General features: G+C 60.9%; 16 protein-coding genes. 9 read left to right on the forward strand and 7 right to left on the reverse strand.

The window, feature by feature from the left end; genetic code table 11:
- Positions 1–120: 120 nt before the first annotated feature.
- A complete protein-coding gene (locus tag CHB97_RS19755) occupies positions 121–1,014 on the forward strand; it encodes a LysR family transcriptional regulator (protein ID WP_089289736.1) in 894 nt (297 codons plus the stop codon).
- A 60-nt stretch (positions 1,015–1,074) separates the two neighbouring features.
- Here CHB97_RS19755 and CHB97_RS19760 read toward each other — a convergent pair whose 3' ends face one another.
- The 3 genes from CHB97_RS19760 to CHB97_RS19770 form a co-directional block, all read right to left on the reverse strand.
- Complete coding sequence (locus tag CHB97_RS19760; protein ID WP_244559624.1) at positions 1,075–2,514, reverse strand: NAD-dependent succinate-semialdehyde dehydrogenase; 1,440 nt, start codon at positions 2,512–2,514, stop codon at positions 1,075–1,077.
- A 203-nt stretch (positions 2,515–2,717) separates the two neighbouring features.
- A complete protein-coding gene (locus tag CHB97_RS19765) occupies positions 2,718–3,296 on the reverse strand; it encodes a TetR/AcrR family transcriptional regulator (protein ID WP_089289738.1) in 579 nt (192 codons plus the stop codon).
- A 124-nt stretch (positions 3,297–3,420) separates the two neighbouring features.
- The gene (locus CHB97_RS19770; protein WP_089289739.1) at positions 3,421–4,344 is read right to left on the reverse strand and encodes a LysR family transcriptional regulator; all 924 of its coding nucleotides are present in this window, start codon (positions 4,342–4,344) and stop codon (positions 3,421–3,423) included.
- Between the two features lie 127 nt (positions 4,345–4,471).
- Between CHB97_RS19770 and CHB97_RS19775 the strand changes: the two genes are divergently transcribed.
- From CHB97_RS19775 to CHB97_RS19790, 4 genes are read left to right on the forward strand one after another with little or no spacing between them, the layout of a single operon-like run.
- On the forward strand, positions 4,472–5,305 hold the full coding sequence (locus CHB97_RS19775) for an SDR family oxidoreductase (protein ID WP_089289740.1): 834 nt from the start codon (positions 4,472–4,474) through the stop codon (positions 5,303–5,305).
- A gap of 47 nt (positions 5,306–5,352) precedes the next feature.
- Positions 5,353–6,342 carry an aldo/keto reductase gene (locus tag CHB97_RS19780; RefSeq protein WP_089289741.1) on the forward strand — a complete coding sequence of 330 codons (990 nt, stop codon included), beginning with the start codon at positions 5,353–5,355 and terminating at the stop codon, positions 6,340–6,342.
- Positions 6,343–6,382: 40 nt separating this feature from the next.
- Positions 6,383–6,985 carry an NAD(P)H-binding protein gene (locus CHB97_RS19785; RefSeq protein ID WP_089289742.1) on the forward strand — a complete coding sequence of 201 codons (603 nt, stop codon included), beginning with the start codon at positions 6,383–6,385 and terminating at the stop codon, positions 6,983–6,985.
- A 12-nt stretch (positions 6,986–6,997) separates the two neighbouring features.
- Positions 6,998–8,011 carry an aldo/keto reductase gene (locus CHB97_RS19790; protein WP_089289743.1) on the forward strand — a complete coding sequence of 338 codons (1,014 nt, stop codon included), beginning with the start codon at positions 6,998–7,000 and terminating at the stop codon, positions 8,009–8,011.
- A gap of 56 nt (positions 8,012–8,067) precedes the next feature.
- Here the strand turns inward: CHB97_RS19790 and CHB97_RS19795 are convergent, their stop codons facing one another.
- From CHB97_RS19795 to CHB97_RS19805, 3 genes are all read right to left on the reverse strand, one after another.
- A complete protein-coding gene (locus CHB97_RS19795; RefSeq protein ID WP_089289744.1) occupies positions 8,068–8,883 on the reverse strand; it encodes an oxidoreductase in 816 nt (271 codons plus the stop codon).
- A gap of 128 nt (positions 8,884–9,011) precedes the next feature.
- Positions 9,012–9,899, reverse strand: a complete 888-nt coding sequence (locus tag CHB97_RS19800) for an alpha/beta fold hydrolase (protein ID WP_200820033.1) — start codon at positions 9,897–9,899, stop codon at positions 9,012–9,014.
- A 117-nt stretch (positions 9,900–10,016) separates the two neighbouring features.
- On the reverse strand, positions 10,017–10,799 hold the full coding sequence (locus tag CHB97_RS19805; RefSeq protein ID WP_089289745.1) for an SDR family oxidoreductase: 783 nt from the start codon (positions 10,797–10,799) through the stop codon (positions 10,017–10,019).
- Positions 10,800–10,952: 153 nt separating this feature from the next.
- Here CHB97_RS19805 and CHB97_RS19810 point away from each other — a divergent pair, with 153 nt between their 5' ends.
- On the forward strand, positions 10,953–11,465 hold the full coding sequence (locus CHB97_RS19810) for a TetR/AcrR family transcriptional regulator (protein ID WP_200820034.1): 513 nt from the start codon (positions 10,953–10,955) through the stop codon (positions 11,463–11,465).
- A gap of 85 nt (positions 11,466–11,550) precedes the next feature.
- Here the strand turns inward: CHB97_RS19810 and CHB97_RS19815 are convergent, their stop codons facing one another.
- Complete coding sequence (locus CHB97_RS19815; protein ID WP_089289747.1) at positions 11,551–13,011, reverse strand: efflux transporter outer membrane subunit; 1,461 nt, start codon at positions 13,009–13,011, stop codon at positions 11,551–11,553.
- Positions 13,012–13,111: 100 nt separating this feature from the next.
- Between CHB97_RS19815 and CHB97_RS19820 the strand changes: the two genes are divergently transcribed.
- The 3 genes from CHB97_RS19820 (at position 13,112) to CHB97_RS19830 (ending at position 18,000) form a co-directional block, all read left to right on the forward strand.
- Positions 13,112–13,729, forward strand: coding sequence for a TetR/AcrR family transcriptional regulator (locus CHB97_RS19820; RefSeq protein ID WP_089289748.1), 618 nt, complete (start codon positions 13,112–13,114; stop codon positions 13,727–13,729).
- Between the two features lie 207 nt (positions 13,730–13,936).
- The gene (locus CHB97_RS19825) at positions 13,937–14,941 is read left to right on the forward strand and encodes an efflux RND transporter periplasmic adaptor subunit (protein ID WP_200820035.1); all 1,005 of its coding nucleotides are present in this window, start codon (positions 13,937–13,939) and stop codon (positions 14,939–14,941) included.
- On the forward strand, positions 14,938–18,000 hold the full coding sequence (locus tag CHB97_RS19830) for an efflux RND transporter permease subunit (RefSeq protein ID WP_089289750.1): 3,063 nt from the start codon (positions 14,938–14,940) through the stop codon (positions 17,998–18,000). The genes CHB97_RS19825 and CHB97_RS19830 overlap by 4 nt, the downstream gene beginning before the upstream one ends.
- Positions 18,001–18,059 lie beyond the last annotated feature (59 nt).

Raw genomic sequence — 18,059 nt, forward strand, 5'->3', positions numbered from 1 at the left:
AAGCAGATCGCTGCCGCGTGAACGTCGGACAGCTCAACATCACCGGACACCCGCATCGGTGAGCGTGACTGTCAGATCAAATCCATGCTTTTACACTTCATTCGCGCCTACATCTCATGAATGCAACGCGAAGACCTTGTCGATCTCAACGCCTTCCTTATTGTCGCTGAGGAACAGAGCTTTACCAAGGCGGCTGCCCGTCTTGGTACCTCTCAATCTGCGCTCAGCCATACGATCAGGCGGCTGGAAGAACGATTGGGCGTTCGGCTGTTGACCCGAACAACCCGCAGCGTTGCCCCAACGGCGGCCGGCGAGCGGCTTTTGGCGACGTTGCGACCGGCCATCCACAATATTCGCAGCGAGCTTATCTCGCTGGGCCAATTGCGGGAGACGCCGGCAGGGCTGATACGGATCACCACATCTGAACATGCGGCCAATACCGTTATCTGGCCGGTATTGGACCGGTTGCTGCCCAACTATCCCGACATTCATGTCGAATTGAGCCTTGATTCCGGGTTCACCGACATCGTGTCGGAGCGTTTCGACGCGGGTGTTCGTCTGGGGGAATCCCTGGCAAAAGACATGATCGCCGTCCGAATTGGACCGGATCTTTGTATGGCGGTGGTCGGCTCCCCAGACTATTTCCGCAACCGGTCAACGCCGCGTAATCCGCAGGATCTGTCTGAACATCGTTGCATAAATCTACGCATGTTGAGCGCGGGCAATATCTATTTGTGGGAATTTGAAAAGGATGGCCGGGAACTGCGGGTGCGTGTTGACGGCCAGCTTACATTCAACAATGTCGAGATGGTCATCCGCGCTTCGCTTGCCGGTCATGGATTGGGCTATGTGATGCTTGATCGGGTGGCACCATACCTGGAAAGCGGTCGTCTTGTTCGGGTATTGGACGATTGGTCGCCTCCGTTTGCTGGCTATCACCTCTATTACCCAAGTCGGCAACAGCCATCGGCTGCTTTCACCCTGCTTGTCGACGCCTTGCGCTACCGGGCGTGATACCAACCGGCATGGATGCCCTGACCCATGCCGGTTCGCATTACCGCACCTACCCTGGTTTCAGGCGTAGTTGGCGAACTTGGTCACCAGATAGGCGTCTATGCCTTCGGTGCCGTTCTCGCTGCCATAGCCGCTCTGCTTGACGCCGCCGAACGGCGCTTCCGGCATCCCGAAATAATAGGTGTTGATGCCCACCATCCCGCTTTCCAGGCAATCGGCCAGCAAATTCGCCCTGGCCGTTGTGGAGGTGAAGGCGTAGGCAGCCAGCCCGAACGGCAGACGGTTGGCCTTTTCGATCGCCTCCTCCACGTTGGTGAAACGGGAGATGATGGCAACGGGGCCGAAGGGCTCGTCATTCATGATCTGCGCGCTTTCCGGCACATTGACCAGCACCGTCGGCTCATAAAGGAAGCCCTGGTCACCAATCCGCTTGCCACCGGTGGTGATGGTTCCGCCATGGGAGACGGCATCAGCGATCAGACGTTCCATCGCCTGCAGACGCCGACCATTGGCCAGCGGGCCCATCCTGGTTTCCGGGTCCAGCCCATTGCCGACCTTGATCGCGCTGGCGGCGGCGGTGAACTTTTCGACGAAGGCGTCGTACACGCCGTCCTGGACGTAGAAGCGCGTCGGCGCAATGCAGCTTGCACCCGCGTTGAAATACTTGTTCGGCACGGAGAAGGCCAGGACCGCGTCTATGTTGGCGTCATCGCACACAATCACCGGTGCGTGGCCGCCCAGTTCCATGGTGACGGGCGTAACCTGTTGTGCGGCCAGTGCGGCAAGCTGTTTGCCGACCGGTGTCGGACCGGTGAAGGAGACCTTGCGAATAATCGGCGATGAAATCAGCGTTTTGGAAATCATGCTGGGCTCGCCAAGCACGACATTCAGCACACCGGCCGGAAGCCCGGCATCGGCAAACGCCTCGGCGATCATCAGGCAGGTGGCTGGCGTTTCTTCCGACGGCTTGATGATCATCGAACAGCCCGCCGCCAGTGCGGCCGCGATCTTACGCCCGGTCAGCAGGGCCGGCACGTTCCACGGCGCAAAGGCAGCAACCGGCCCGATCGGTTCACGGGAAATGATTGCGCGACCGTGCGGCAGACGCGATTCAACCGTGCGCCCATAGATGCGCTTTGCTTCTTCGCCGGCCCACACCATCGACTCAACCGTCAGGTTGAGTTCCATGCGGGCTTCGGCCAGCGGCTTGCCAACCTCAAGGGTCAATATCGTCGCAAACTGCTCCAGGCGCTCACGGATCAGGTTCGTCGCCTTGAGGATGATGGCCGAACGCTCCCACGCCGGCACCTTGCGCCATTGCTTGAATGCACGCTGGCTCGATTCCAAGGCCGCTTGCAGGTCAGCCTCGGTCGCGTGCGGCATGGAACCCAGTACGGTGCCGTCAAACGGGTTCAGAACATCGCTGGTCTCGCGCCCGTCGCCGGACAGTTTGTTGCCGTCGATCCATTGATAGAGCGGAACATAGGAAAGGGAGGTCACTGAGCGTCTCCATAACGAGCAGGTGGAACGATGCGGCGGCGCGAAGCGGGGCGGCATCGTTGCGCACAAAAGGGACAAGGGCGCCCCGAAGGAGCGCTCCCGCGTGAGAGAGGGGCACGCCATGGCGCCGCCTTCTCTTAATGCTCATTTATGGCGTCAGATGACATTTGTCAATGAGTGACATTTTTATTGGGGGAGGTTTCTCATTCCCCAAACGTCACCAGGGCGCTTGCCTCGTCGAACAGATCGAGAAGGCTGCGGCTTCCATTGCCTGCGACCCATTGACCGATCACGATCCGTAGAATGGAAAAAACCAGCGCTGGATAAAGCAAGACCTGCCAGTCATGTGTCGCGGACCCGCTATGACGTTGCCTCAGCAGTTCTGTGACCTGTTCGGCGAGCCTTGCCGACATATCCAGCTTGCGGGCCTTGATGGCGGGCGACGCGGCTATCGCGCGCTCTATGGTCAGATAAAATGCGGCCTGGGACTGATAATGCGCCAACATCGTCCGCGCGCTGAACAGCAGGGAGGCATGGGGGCGTTCCCCCGCGGGGCGTTCCGCCAAACTGGACAGAAAGACGGACATGCCGTCTTCGACCCAACTGACGACGATATCTTCCTTGGTGGGAAAATAGCGTAGGAGCGTTCGTGGAGACACATCAACCGCATCTGCGATCTGGTTGATGGTGGTTTCAGCAAAACCCTGCTTGTTAAAAAGATCTAACGCCGCCGCCAGCAGGTCGGCGCGCGTCTTATCCTTCTTACGCTCACGAAGACTCACATCGCACCCATTTGAATGATCACGGCACGGACGATCTCACAAAAGTCACTCAGTGACAAATGTCGGGGAGAGAAGCCAGATTTGAGTGTTTCAGGCCAATGGGTGGTTTCAGGGTCCGCTGGCATCAGCTGACAGGGGACTGCCGCCGCCGCGTTGCCTGACGATAGCGCAGAGCGTCCACCAACAGCGAGAATGCCGGCGGAAGCTGTCGGCGATCTGGATAATAAAGATGATAGCCTGAAAAGGGCGGGCACCAGTCTTCCAGCACCCGTTCCAGCTTGCCCGCCTTCAGAAAGGCGTCAGCCTGATCCTCCATCACGCAGGCGAGCCCGATACCTTCGGCAGCCGCCGTCAAAATCATGGGCACATCGTTGAGGATTAATGGCCCCTCGACACGCACATTCAGGTCGCGGCCATCCCGCCCGAACTCCCAGGTGTAAAGCCCACCCTTGGTTTGCATACGGATATTGATGCAGCGATGGGATGTCAGCTCATGGGGGGTAAGGGGACGCCCACGCTCCGCAAAATAGGCGGGCGCACCGACCACCGCCATCCGCAGTTCGGGGCCGATGGGGACAGCGATCATGTCCTTTGCGACCTGTTCCCCCAGACGGATACCGGCGTCGAAACGATCAGTAATGATGTCTGTCAGGTGACTGTCGATCGAGACCTCGACAGTCACCTCTGGATAATCTTTCAGCATCCGGCTGACGACGGGCCAAAGGACCGTTTCGGCGGCATGGCGGCTCGACGTGATCCTTATCGTCCCGGCGGGGCGTTCACGTAGCGCGCTCAAGGCCGATAGGCGCGTGTCAATTTCGTTGAAGGCGGGCCGAAGAGTTGCAATCAGTTGCTCCCCCGCCTCTGTCGGGGCGACGTTACGGGTGTTCCGGGTGAGAAGCTTCAGGCCGATCGAGGTTTCAAGCCTTCGCACGATCTGGCTGATCGCGGATTGGGATGTGCCCAGGGTGGCGGCTGCCCGCGTGAAGCTGCGGGCTTCGGCGACAGCCAGGAAAACAGCCAGATCGTTGAGCTCCTCACGCCTCATTCATAAGCTCCAGATATAACTACATGCAGAACTTAGCGTCTAATAAGGCCAATGACCATCATCTACATTGTTCCACATGATGAATGTCGGCCCCGGTGGACCGACGGATTTCTGCGGAGGCAATGACATGACTAAAGATGTGATCGTGGTGATCGGTGCTGGCGGTATCGGTCAGGCGATTGCGCGCCGTCAGGGGTTTGGCAAGACTGTCCTGCTCGCGGATGCAAATACGCAAACCTTGGCCAAGGCTGCCAGCGACCTGAGCAACGCCAGCTACGCGGTCGTGCAGCAGCAGGTGGACGTTACCTCGCGCGCATCGGTGCAGGCACTGGCGGAAGCCGCCGCCGCCCTTGGCCCCATCATGCAGGTGATCAATACCGCCGGTCTTTCGCCCAACATGGCGCCGGTGAACAAGGTGCTGGAGGTTGACCTCTATGGTTCAGCCGTTGTGTTCGAGGAATTCGGCAAAGTCATCGCGCCGGGTGGTGCTGGTCTGATTATTTCCAGCATGGCCGGTCACATGATGCGTCCGTTGCCGCTGGAAGATGAACAGCTTCTTGCCACTGTTCCGGCGGATGAATTGCTGGCGCTGCCCTGCCTGCAGCCCGATGCCATTCCCAACACGCTGGTTGCCTACATGGTTGCCAAGCGCGCGAATTTTCTGCGGGTGCAGGCAGAGGCGGTAAAATGGGGTGAGCGCGGTGCCCGTATCAACGCGATCAGCCCTGGCATCATCGTCACGCCCTTGGCAGCGCATGAGCTGAACTCGGAAATCGGTGATATCTACCGTGCCATGGTTGCAGCTTCCCCGGCAAAGCGCATGGCCCCGCCCGACGAAATTGCCATCGCCGCCAGCTTCCTGCTGGGGCCGGATGCCGGCTTCATTACCGGCAGCGACCTTTTGATTGATGGCGGCGTTATCGCGGCCATGCGCGCCGGTCGTCTGCCGACCCCGGGTTGAGCGGTCGCCGCAACCCGATGACATTCAGCGGTCAAGGAACCAGCATCATGAAGCACCGTAATTTGGGAAGTCTTGCCGTCAGCGAGATCGGCTTCGGCACCATGAGTTTCGCATCGGCCTATGGCACGGCGCCGGACCGTGCCGAGGCGATCCGCGTCATCCGCGGTGCGCATGATCTTGGCGTCACCCTGTTTGATACAGCCGAGGCCTATGGTCCCTGGACCAACGAGGAACTGGTGGGCGAGGCGCTGCGCCCGATCCGCGATCAGGTGATCATTGCGACAAAGTTCGGCTTCAACATTGACCAGGGGACCGGCCAACGGGGGGCGGGGGTCAACAGCCGCCCCGAACAGGTGCGGCAGGTCGTCGATAACAGCCTGAAGCGGTTGGGCATCGAAACCATCGACCTATTGTATCAGCATCGGGTTGACCCCAGCGTCCCCATCGAGGATGTTGCGGGCGTGGTCAAGGAACTGGTCCTGGCCGGAAAGGTGCGCCATTTCGGTATGTCAGAGGCCGCCGCCTCGACAATCCGGCGCGCGCATACCGTTCACCCGGTTACGGCCGTCCAGAGCGAATATTCCTTATGGACACGCGACCCGGAGGCAGAGGTACTGCCGCTCTGCGCCGAGCTTGGCATCGGTTTTGTGCCGTGGAGCCCGCTGGGGGCCGGTTATCTGACCGGCAAGATTGACGCGGCGACGCCTATCGACAGCACGGATTTCCGCGCCCACTCTCCCCGGTTCACGGCAGAAGCGCGCGCGGCGAACCAAGCCCTTGTCGACCTGCTGAAGCGGATCGCGGCGGTCAAGGGGGCCACACCGGCTCAGGTCGCCCTTGCATGGCTGCTGGCCCGTGCGCCCTTCATTGTCCCCATCTTCGGCACGCGCCGTCTGGATCGGATCGAGGAGAATCTGGGGGCGGCGTCTGTCACCCTGGCAGCAGCCGACATGGAGGAAATCGAAACCGCCTTCAGGGCGATGGAAATCAAGGGCGAACGTTTACCGCCGCATGTCCTGCAGCTTTCCTACCGCTGAGCCGGGGCACATCAGAAACCGCATGGACGGTGCTACCACAATGACCAATATCCTCATCATCGGGGCAAACGGGCAGATCGCACGGGTTGCCACCAGGCAATTGCTGGAGCGGACGGATGCGACGCTGACCCTCTATCTCCGCCATGCCCGGCGGCTGGGTTCGCTGGCGTCGAACCCGCGCATCCGGTTGGTTGAAGGCGACGCGACGGACGCAGCGACGCTGGATCAGGCAATGATTGGCCAGGACATCGTTTATGCCAACCTTGCCGGTGATATGAAGCGGCAGGCACAGACCATTGTCGCTTCGATGAAGAAGGCAAGTGTGCGCCGGCTGATCTTCATCAGTTCCATGGGGATCTATGGTGAGGTTCCGGGTCAACGCTATCGCAGCATCCTCGACCCCTACCGTGACAGCGCGGCGGTCGTGGAAAATTCCGGCCTCGACTTTACGGTGATCCGCCCCGCCTGGCTGAATGATGATGACGAGATCGCCTATGGCATCACCCGTAAGGGAGAGCCATTCGCCAACGCCTCGGACACTGTTTCACGCGCCAGTATTGCCGATCTGATCGTAAGGCTGGTCACGCAGCCGCGTTTTGGCATCGGTGACAGCTTCGGTGTCCACGGTGATCGGGACCGTTAACAGGAGAATATCGTGAAGCAACGTATGCTTGGCACGCTCGCGGTCAGCGAGATCGGCTTCGGCTGCATGGGCCTGGATTTCAGCTACGGCCATCGGATCAGCCGGGAGGAGGGCATCGCCCTTATCCGCAATGCGGCCGAACGTGGGGTCACGTTCTTCGACACTGCGGAAATCTATGGCCCCTTCACCAACGAGGAGATGGTCGGAGAAGCGCTTCGGCCGATCCGCGACCAGGTGGTGATCGCCACGAAGTTCGGCTTCGACATTGATCCAGCCACGGGCCAGATGCGTGGTGTCTCCAGCCGCCCGGAGAATATCCGCGCCATTGTGGAACGGTCGCTGAAGCGGCTGGGGATTGAGACGGTCGATCTGATCTATCAGCATCGCGTCGATCCGACGGTGCCGATCGAGGATGTTGCGGGCGTTGTCCGCGATCTTATCGCTGAGGGCAAGGCACGGCATTTTGGCCTGTCAGAGCCAGGCGCACAGACATTGCGCCGCGCCCACGCGGTGCAGCCGGTTGCCGCTGTGCAGAACGAATATTCACTCTGGTGGCGTGCGCCGGAGACGAACGGCATCCTGGCTGCCTGCGATGAGCTTGGCATCGGCTTCGTCCCCTACAGCCCGCTTGGCAAGGGCTTCCTGACCGGGGCGATTACGGCGCAGACCAAGCTGGAGAAGACCGACTTCCGCGCCAACACCCCCCGCTTCCAGCCAGAGGCGCTGGCAAAGAACGAAGCCTTTGTCGATCTGCTCAAGCGTGTGGGGGCGGTCCGGGGGGCCACGGCGGCTCAGGTCGCGCTTGCCTGGCTGCTGGCGCAGCGTCCCTATATCGTGCCGATCCCGGGCACCACAAAGCGCCACCGGTTGGAAGAAAATCTTGGTGCGGCATCCGTGGAACTGACCACAGCGGACCTTAACGAGATCAAAACCGCTCTCGCCGGTCTGAATGTGGAAGGCGACCGGTATGCTGCTGCTGCCAACGCGATGGCCGGCGTTGAGGCCCCCTTGAAGGCAAATAACTGATCCGCTGCTCCTGCCAGCGGCATGCGTTCATCACACATGCCGCTGGTAGCGGTGGATCAGGCAGGCAACTTCATCTGTTTGCGCAGGCTCTTGTCAAACATGGCGGAGGGAACGAAGCGGCGCAGCACGCGCAACTGTCTGGCGCTTTTGCCCGCCGGGTTGCGCAGTTTGGGCGTCGGGGTGGTCGCGGCTTCGACGACGGTGGCGGCGACGGTCTCGGGCGTGTCCCCGACCTTTATCGCGCTGTTCCAAACCGCGTTCATCGCGGTGCGTGCAGCCTCATAAACCCGCAACGGTCGGTCCGGCTTCGGTGCATTGTGGTCGATTGCGGTTCGCGTGAACCCCGGCTCCACCAGAAGCACGCGGACGCCCAGGTCGCGTACCTCATGGTCGAGGGACTCCGAATAGCCTTCCACAGCGTGCTTCGTAGCCGCATAGATTGCGGCATAAGGGCTGGGGAGGAATCCGACCACGGAGCTGATATTGATGATACGACCGCTGTCCTGCTGGCGCATGATCGGCAGGACGGCGTTAGTCATCCGGATGATCCCGAACAGGTTCAGGTCGAACAGGGCTTTCGCCTGCTCCACGGACGTTTCCTCTGCCGCACCGATCAGGGCGGCACCGGCATTATTGACCAGCAGGTCTATGCGACCAGCCTGATGCATCACTTCTTCCACCGCGGCCGCGACAGAGGCATCGTCTGTCACATCGCATGGCAGCATGGTGATGCCAGATGCGAGGTCATAAGTCGGCTTACGGCTGGTGCCGAAAACTTTGTAGCCGGCGGCCTTTAGCGCTTTGGCGGTGGCATGTCCGATCCCGACGGACGCGCCGGTGACAAGGGCAACGCCACGATTTGCGGTGCTCATGGAAAACTATCCTTCTGCCTGACATGAGTGCGGAAACGGGCTGCTTTGTGTTGTAGCCACAGCGCGCTGTGGCTATTAAGCGGTCCCATTGAGACAAGCAGCCCGCCTTGCCGCAAAGGCTGTTGTGATTAGGATCGGTGCGTACCCTGGATGAAGGCCGCGATCTGCGCCGCGGCCATCTGCGGATGCTGATGGTGTGGCCCATGGCCTGCACGCGGATAGGTGACGAGGTGCAGCGTCGGCAACTCGCCGTTCAGGGCATACCAGTTCTCCACCGGCATCACGATGTCATGGTCCCCGCCCAGGTGCAGAACGGGGATGTTGGTTGCCTTCAGAAGCTGGAGAATTTCCGGCGACGGGAACAGGGGATTGCGGGGCTCACTGCCGATCTGGGCGATGGCCCATTCTGCCGGTACATCGGGGCTCCGATCCTCGGTCCGGGCGGTGATCCGCTCAAAGGAGCGTTTGGAGGCTTGCCTGCTTGCCGCATCCGCCGGCTCGAAGAAAACGGTGGTAAACTGATCGAGGCTGATGCCCGGCAAGGCGGCAGTATCATAAAAAAGCTGTTCGCCCGACTTCACCAGCGGTCCGGGAGGGGTGGTCGCCAGCAAAACCAGATGGCTTGCCATGTCACCGGTCATCGCCAGAAGAATCTGGGCCGCAATGCCACCAATCGACCACCCGCCGATCGCGGGGTTCTTGAGGCCAAGAGCCTCAATCAGATCCTTCCCATCCTTGGCCAGAGCGAGGGGGTTGTAGGTTGCTTCGCCGGTGGATTGGCCAAGGCCGGAATAATCGAAGGTGATGACCTGGAAGCCCTGGGCTGCCAGGGCGTCAATAAAAGCCGGATCCCACAGATCGAGGACACCCCGAAAGCGGTTGCAAAGCAGCAGCGGTTTGCCGGCACCAACGACGCGGTAGGCGAGCCGCCGGCCATCGCTTTCCACAAACTGGGTTCGGGCAGCCGAGGAGTTGGGGGCGGATTGCAGGATATTGGGATTGGAGGCGGTGGTCATCTGTTCGGTTCCTAATGATGGAGGTGTACCCGGCTGCGTTCCCCCTGTTCACCAGGGGAGGGCGCCGACTGCCTATTCTGGCCCCACGCCCTATCCGGCGTGGGGCAAACGGCTGGCTCAGGCGCTGACGGGGACGCGATAACGTTCCGCGGGCGCACCGCCCAGGCCCGAGGGCAGCGTGGCGCGTGCACCTTCAAACGCCTCCCACAGACCGGCATCGGCCAGCGGCGGAATGGTGACGGCCTCCCGACGGTCGAAGCCGACCAGGGCAGCGTCAACAAGGTCGTCGACCGACATGACATTGGGGATCTGTTCCACATCCACACCGGACTTTTCCCAAATTGCGGTGCGGGTTGCGGCCGGCAGCACGGCCTGGACATATATGCCCTTGGGCCCCAATTCTGCCGCCAGTCCCTGGGACAGCGTCAGGATATAGGACTTCGTTGCGGAATAGATGCCCGGAAAATAGGCCGGCATCAGCGACACCACCGAGCCGATATTGATGATGGCGCCGCTGCCACGCGCCGCCATGCCGCCAATGGCTGCCGATGCCAGCAGGGTGGGTGCAGTGACGTTGAGACGGATCAAGGTCTCCATCTTCTCCGGGGCACTGCCCTGGAAGGGCCCCACCAGCGCGGCACCGGCATTGTTGACAAGAATGTCGATGGGTGCCCCGTCACGCAGACGCTTTTCCACGAGACCGAGATGGGTCGCGTCAGTCAGGTCAGCCGTCAACACTTCCACCGCAATCCCATGGGCCGCGCGCAGGTCGGCGGCCAGGGCCTCCAGCTTCTCGGTATTGCGCGCCACAAGGACCAGGTTGTGGCCGCGGGCAGCAAAACGACGGGCGTAGACGGCGCCAATGCCTTCCGATGCGCCCGTGATCAAGGTCGTGGACATTGCTTGTTCTCCGAAACGAGGAGCGTATCGCTCATGTGGATGATGATCATCATCTAATTGAAAAGATGATCGCTGTCATCTATAATTTTTCGGAAAGGAGATTTAAGGATGGCAAAAAGTCAAAAGCAGAAGGCGGAAAGCCGGCAGGCAATCATGCGCTCTGCGGCCAAGCTGTTTCGGGAGAAGGGCTTCGACGGCGTTACCGTTGCGCAGGTGATGGATGGTGCGGGGCTGACGCATGGCGGATTCCCCCGACATTTCAGCAGCAAGGAAGAGCTGATTACCGAAGCGCTCGCGGAAATTTTCTCTGCGGACGCGCGGCAGCCATCGCTGCCGATGCATGATTTGCAAGCGTTTGCCCGGGCCTATCTGCGCCCGGAACATCGCGGGATGCCGGGGGCCGGCTGCGTTTTCGCGGCGCTAGGGCCTGAAATGGCGCGGGCGCCGCAATCCACCCGCGATGTCCTCACCAACGCTATTGAACAGCAGATTGAGAAATTCGCCAGCATTGTCTCGGGCCAGGAGCCGGAAGCGCGGCGAGTGACAGCAATCGGCACTTGGGCGACAATGATCGGTGCCATGGTACTGGCGAGGATCGCCAATTCGGAGTCGCTTTCCGATGAAATCCTGGTAGCGGCGCGCGTTTTTCTGGACGCTGAGAATTGATGGAAGGGGCTTTTCTCCATACCCAATCCCTATCCTTCCGGGGAATGAGCGCAGAGAAAAGCACCGTTTCAGCGGGCTTAAGCGATTACCTGCTGGAAGCGAGGTCGATTTCCTGCGGTTGCCATCCGCCACCGAGCGCCCGGTAGGCGGCGACCGCAGCGCGTGCCGCCTCTGACTGGGCCTGTGCCTGGGCATCGGATGCCCCCAGCAACCTCTCATCCGCCTGCAGAACTTCGATCAGACTGACGACGCCTTTCTGATAAGCGGCAAACGATGCGTTCCGCGCACGGGCCAGTGAGTTCACCCCCTGATTCAGCACGCCGATCTGTTCTTCCCGCTTCACCAGCGTGGAGAAGGCATTCTCTACATCCTCCGTGGCGTGCAGTGCCGCCAGCCGATAGGCGGCCAGCATCTCCGCTTCCTGCCCCTTGGCCTGATCAATCTGTGCATTAATGCGACCGAAATCGAACAGACGCCAGCGCAGGCCCAACACGCCTGAGGCTTGTGTGGCACCATCGGTAAATAGATTACCGCTGGATACCGATGTCGCGCTGCCGATCAGCCCGCTTAAGGAGAGCTTCGGGTAGTATTCGGCGATGGCAACACCGATGCGGGCATTGGCGGCGGCCAGACGCCTTTCGGCCACGATCAGGTCGGGCCGACGCCGCAGCAGGTCGCCGGGCGATCCAGTGGCGGTAATTTGCGGAGCGACTGGAATGGGACGAGCCTCTGCCAGTTCCGCCCGATGGGTTCCGGGGGCCGAGCCCAGGAGCACATCCAGGGCATTCATGGCAGTGTCCAAACCGGCTTCCAGCACCGGGATGGAGGCCTGAACCTGGGCAAGCGCACCTTCGGCCTGCCGTACCTGAAGTTCGGGGGCCAGCCCCTTGCCATAAAGATGGCTTACGGTTGCAAGCAAATCCCGTTGCGTTTCCACCTGTCGGCGCGCCACGGCAAGGCGCGTTTGCAGGCCCCGGATGGTGATGTAGATATCGGCCGTCTGTGCGGCCACGGCAAGGCGGGTGGCTGCGGCACCGGCTTCCGATGCCTGGTATTCCGCCAAGGCAGCTTCGCGCCCCCGGCGCAGCCCGCCGAACACATCCAGTTCCCAACTGGCACCCAGATTGGCCTCATAGGAATTGCCGGTCCGATCAAAATCAGGTGTGGAATTCAGGACTTGCCCCAGCGGCGTTTCAACCGATTGATAGCCCCTGGCGGCCTGACCGCTGATCGTGCCGGACGGCAGCAGGGCCGCATTGGCGGCCCCCAAACCCGCACGTGCCTGCGTGACGCGGGCAGCGGCCTGGGCAAGATCCAGATTTTGTTCCATGGCCGTTGTGACATATCTGGCCAGCATCGGGTCACCAAACCCCGTCCACCACGTAACAATATCCGCGCTGGTCGCAGCCTGTCGCTGCGCCATCGCCGTTTGGCTGAGATATTGTCCCGGCAATGATGGTTCCGGTTTGGCATAGTCGGGACCGATCGCACAGCCGGTCAGCAGGCTGGATGCAATGAAAACGGTGAGAAGACGGTTGGGGGGCATGGACTTCTTCCGGCAGAGGGGGCTAGAATATGGAGTTGTGACCAATATACAAAATAGTCACTCGTCTTGCAATTCATATGCTGGGGATAAGCATCAAGCCATGAGCAAAGCAGCCACCTATTCAGGTTCGGCCCGTGGTCCGGCCGATCACGACGTACGAGACCAGATTGTCGGCGCTGCCACAGAACATTTCAGCCGCTACGGATATGAGAAAACCACGGTCTCCGATCTCGCCAAGGCCATCGGCTTCTCGAAGGCCTATATTTACAAGTTTTTCGAGTCGAAGCAGGCCATTGGCGAAATGATCTGTGCCAACTGCCTGCGCGGGATTGAGATGGAAATCAGGGCCGCCGTGACGGAGGCTCCACACCCATCCGAAAAGCTGCGGCGCATGTTTAAAGTGGGCATTGACGCAAGCCTGCGTCTGTTTTCCCAGGATCGTAAACTTTACGAGATCGCTGCATCCGCCGCGATGGAGCGCTGGCAGGCGGCGGTCGCCTACGAAGAGCGGCTTCAGAAACTGCTGCAGGAGATATTGCAGGAAGGCCGGGCGTCGGGGGATTTCGAGCGCAAAACCCCCCTCGATGAAGCCGCCAGGGCGATCTATCTGGTCATGCGTCCCTACCTGAACCCCCTGTTCCTGCAATATAGCTTTAACCACGCCGATGACGCGCCGTTGCAGCTATCCAGTCTGGTGCTTCGCAGCCTGTCCCCTTAAAGCTGCCATTCGAGTGCTGCTATTCATGTAGTGACTATTGACTAAATTGGTCACAAGAATCAGTATGAGAACCCTGATCACCTTGCTGATGGGACTCTCATGCTGCGCCGCCTTATCACCATCTCTTGCACTCTCTGTGCATTGCCCCTTGTGCTGGCAGCATGCGGTGATGAACCGCATGCTGACCCCCGTACCGAAGCGCCGCTGGTGCGTGCCGCGGTGGTCCAAGATGCCAGTGTCGTTTCACGCGCCTTTACCGGCACGGTCGCCGCCAGGGTTCAGAGCGATCTGGGCTTCCGTGTCTCCGGCAAGGTTCTGGAACGGCTTGTGGATACCGGCCAGACTGTCACGCGCGGTCAGGTGCTTATGCGCATCGATCCGGTCGATTTGAAACTTGCCGCCCATGCACAGCAGGAAGCAGTCGCCGCTGCGCGCGCCCGTGCGCAGCAGACAGCGCAGGATGAAGCCCGCTATCGGGAGCTGCTTGGAACGGGTGCAATCTCTGCCTCTGCCTACGACCAGATCAAGGCGGCGGCAGATTCGGCCAAAGCCCAGCTTAAGGCCGCCCAGGCCCAGGCAGAGGTTGCGCTGAATGCCAACCGCTATGCGGAGCTGGTGGCGGACGCCGATGGCGTGATCATGGAAGCCCTGGTCGAGCCCGGTCAGGTCGTCAGTGCAGGGCAAGTGGTTGTGCGTCTGGCCCATGCTGGGCGCCGGGAAGCCATCGTCCAACTGCCGGAAACCTTGCGTCCGGCTATTGGCTCCAGTGCCCAGGCCACATTGTTTGGCAAGGAAGATATTGCCGTCCCTGCCAAGCTACGTCAGCTTTCCGATACCGCCGACCGGCTGACCCGAACCTTCGATGCGCGCTATGTGCTGGAGGGTGAACTGGCCAGTGCTCCCTTGGGGACCACCGTCACCGTCCGCATCGCCGACGACATCGCGTCCACGGAAGGCGTGAAGCAGGTGCCGATCGGCGCGCTGTTCGATGCGGGCAAGGGACCGGGTGTGTGGGTCATTGCTGGTGAACCTGCCAAGGTGAAATGGCAACCCATCACCGTGCAGCATCTGGATAGCGACAGCGCACGCATTGCCGGGCCGCTTAATCAGGGTGACAGGGTTGTATCGCTGGGGGCGCATCTGCTGCGCGATGGCGCGCTGGTGCGGGTTGCCGGCCAGTCCCAAGCCATTACCGGGGGGGCCAAGCCGTGAGCACAGGCCGCTTCAATCTCTCCGCACTGGCCGTGCGGGAGCGATCCATCACCCTGTTTCTGATCCTGCTGATCACCGTTGCAGGCATTCTTGCCTTCTTCCAGCTTGGACGCGCGGAGGACCCGCCTTTCACGATCAAGCAGATGACTGTCATCACCGTGTGGCCGGGTGCGACCGCGCAGGAGATGCAGGATCAGGTCGCAGAGCCGTTGGAAAAGCGCCTGCAGGAACTGCGCTGGTATGACCGGACGGAAACCTTCACCCGCCCCGGTCTGGCCCTCACCATGGTGGTACTGCGCGACGACGCCCCGCCATCGGAAGTGCAGGAGGAGTTTTATCAGGCCCGCAAGAAATTATCTGACGAAGCCCGAAATCTGCCGCCCGGCGTCATCGGGCCGATGGTCAATGACGAATATGCCGATGTGACCTTTGCGCTCTTTGCCCTCAAGGCCAAGGGTGAACCGCAGCGCCTGCTGGTGCGCGATGCAGAAACCCTGCGTCAGCGCTTGCTGCATGTGCCCGGCGTCAAGAAGGTCAACATCATCGGGGAGCAGTCGGAACGTATCTACGTATCCTTCTCCCATGAAAAGCTGGCGACCCTGGGTGTCTCGCCGCAGGACATTTTCGCAGCGCTCAGCAGCCAGAATATGTTGACCCCAGCCGGCTCCATTGAGACCAAGGGACCGCAGGTCTTCATTCGCGTCGACGGTGCATTCGACGAGCTGGAAAAGATCAGGCAGACCCCGATTACCGCCCAAGGGCGGACGCTGAAGCTGTCGGACGTGGCGACTGTTGAGCGCGGCTATGAGGATCCCGCCACCTTCCAGGTGCGCAACAATGGGGAACCGGCGCTGCTGCTGGGCATTGTCATGCGCGACGAGTGGAACGGGCTGGACCTTGGCAAGGCGCTGGAAGCAGAAGTCGCTGCCATCAATGCTGGTTTGCCGCTTGGCATGTCGCTCTCCAAAGTGACCGATCAGGCCGTCAATATCAGTTCGGCGGTTGATGAATTCATGGTCAAGTTCTTCGTGGCTTTGCTGGTGGTGATGGCCGTCTGCTTTGTCAGCATGGGCTGGCGGGTGGGCATTGTCGTTGCCGCAGCGGTCCCCCTGACCCTGGCCGCCGTCTTCATTATCATGGGAGCGACGGGCAAGAATTTCGACCGGATCACGCTGGGTTCCCTGATCCTGGCTTTGGGGCTGCTGGTCGATGACGCCATCATCGCCATCGAAATGATGGTCGTGAAAATGGAGGAGGGCTATGACCGGGTCGCCGCCTCGGCCTATGCCTGGAGCCATACGGCAGCGCCTATGCTTTCCGGTACGCTGGTCACGGCCATCGGCTTCATGCCCAATGGTTTCGCCCGTTCCACGGCGGGCGAATATACCAGCAACATGTTCTGGATCGTCGGCATTGCCCTGATCGTTTCCTGGGTGGTGGCCGTGGCCTTCACGCCCTATCTGGGCGTGAAGATGCTGCCCGACATCAAGCCGGTCGAAGGTGGGCACGCAGCGATCTACAATACGCGCAACTACAACCGGTTCAGACAGGTGCTGGGCCGTGTCATTGCCCGCAAATGGCTGGTTGCCGGTGCTGTGGTGGGCACGTTTGTCCTTGCCGTTGTCGGCATGGGTCTGGTCAAGAAGCAGTTCTTCCCCACCTCTGACCGGCCCGAAGTGCTGGTCGAGGTGCAGATGCCCTATGGCACCTCCATCGAACAAACCAGTGCTGCCACCGCAAAGATCGAAGCCTGGCTGGCGAAGCAGGAAGAAGCCAGGGTCGTGACCGCCTATATCGGCCAGGGTGCCCCCCGTTTCTTCCTGGCCATGTCGCCGGAATTGCCCGATCCGTCATTCGCCAAGATTGTCGCTCTTGCTGGTAATGATAAGGAGAGGGAAGCCCTCAAATACAGGCTGCGCCAAGCCATTGCCGACGGATTGGCACCGGAGGCGCAGGTGCGCGTCACCCAGATCGTGTTCGGGCCCCCGTCGCCCTTTCCTGTCGCGTTTCGCGTCATGGGGCCGGACCCCGACCAATTGCGGGCCATCGCAACGCAGGTGGAGACTGTGATGCGCGCCAGCCCGATGATGCGCACCGTCAACACGGATTGGGGAACGCGCGTACCGACCCTGCATTTCACCCTCAATCAGGACCGGTTGCAGGCGGTCGGGCTGACGTCCAATTCAGTGGCCTTGCAGTTGCAGTTCCTGTTGAGCGGGGCGCCGCTGACCCAGGTGCGCGAGGATATCCGCTCTGTTCAGGTGGTTGGCCGCTCCGCTGGGGATATCCGTCTCGACCCGGCAAAGATCGCTGATTTCACCCTGGTCGGGTCGGCAGGACAGCGCGTGCCGCTGTCGCAGGTGGGCAGCGTCGAAATACGCATGGAAGATCCTATCCTCCGCCGCCGCGACCGCACACCCACCCTGACCGTGCGGGGCGATATTGCTGACGGATTGCAGCCGCCAGACGTCTCTACGGCGATGCTGGCGCAGTTGCAGCCGGTTATCGCGCAACTCCCGCCCGGCTATCGCATCGAACTGGCGGGTTCCATTGAAGAAGCCGGGAAGGCGTCTGCGGCGTTGCTGCCGCTGTTCCCGGTCATGATCGCCTTTACCCTGCTGGTCATCATCCTGCAGGTGCGGTCGATGTCGGCAATGATCATGGTATTCATGACCAGTCCGCTGGGGCTGATCGGTGTCGTGCCGACCTTGTTGCTGTTCCAGCAGCCATTTGGCATCAATGCCCTGGTCGGCCTGATTGCCCTGTCCGGCATCCTGATGCGCAACACGCTGATCCTGATCGGGCAGATCCACCACAATGAACAGGAAGGGTTGAACCCGTTTGATGCGGTGGTGGAGGCAACGGTGCAGCGTGCCCGCCCGGTGATCCTGACCGCCCTGGCGGCGATCCTGGCCTTCATTCCGCTGACCCATTCGGTGTTCTGGGGAACGCTGGCTTATACCTTGATCGGCGGGACGCTGGCGGGCACCGTTCTGACCCTGGTGTTCCTGCCGGCCATGTATTCCATCTGGTTCAAGATCAGACCAGTGGTGCTGTAAAGCTGACAACTGCCAGCCCTGACCCGCCGGTATTATCCGGCAGATCGGGGCTGGCCTGT

The sequence above is a fragment of the Azospirillum sp. RU38E genome (assembly GCF_900188385.1).
In the GTDB taxonomy this organism is placed as follows: domain Bacteria; phylum Pseudomonadota; class Alphaproteobacteria; order Azospirillales; family Azospirillaceae; genus Niveispirillum.

Excerpts from the sequence above, each read along its gene's own strand:
- CHB97_RS19815 (WP_089289747.1), bottom strand. The coding sequence starts at position 13,011 with ATGCCCCCCAACCGTCTTCTCACCGTTTTCATTGCATCCAGCCTGCTG.
- CHB97_RS19805 (WP_089289745.1), bottom strand. The coding sequence starts at position 10,799 with ATGTCCACGACCTTGATCACGGGCGCATCGGAAGGCATTGGCGCCGTC.
- CHB97_RS19820 (WP_089289748.1), top strand. The coding sequence starts at position 13,112 with ATGAGCAAAGCAGCCACCTATTCAGGTTCGGCCCGTGGTCCGGCCGAT.
- CHB97_RS19755 (WP_089289736.1), top strand. The coding sequence starts at position 121 with ATGCAACGCGAAGACCTTGTCGATCTCAACGCCTTCCTTATTGTCGCT.
- CHB97_RS19775 (WP_089289740.1), top strand. The coding sequence starts at position 4,472 with ATGACTAAAGATGTGATCGTGGTGATCGGTGCTGGCGGTATCGGTCAG.
- CHB97_RS19800 (WP_200820033.1), bottom strand. The coding sequence starts at position 9,899 with ATGACCACCGCCTCCAATCCCAATATCCTGCAATCCGCCCCCAACTCC.
- CHB97_RS19780 (WP_089289741.1), top strand. The coding sequence starts at position 5,353 with ATGAAGCACCGTAATTTGGGAAGTCTTGCCGTCAGCGAGATCGGCTTC.
- CHB97_RS19810 (WP_200820034.1), top strand. The coding sequence starts at position 10,953 with ATGCGCTCTGCGGCCAAGCTGTTTCGGGAGAAGGGCTTCGACGGCGTT.
- CHB97_RS19795 (WP_089289744.1), bottom strand. The coding sequence starts at position 8,883 with ATGAGCACCGCAAATCGTGGCGTTGCCCTTGTCACCGGCGCGTCCGTC.
- CHB97_RS19785 (WP_089289742.1), top strand. The coding sequence starts at position 6,383 with ATGACCAATATCCTCATCATCGGGGCAAACGGGCAGATCGCACGGGTT.
- CHB97_RS19770 (WP_089289739.1), bottom strand. The coding sequence starts at position 4,344 with ATGAGGCGTGAGGAGCTCAACGATCTGGCTGTTTTCCTGGCTGTCGCC.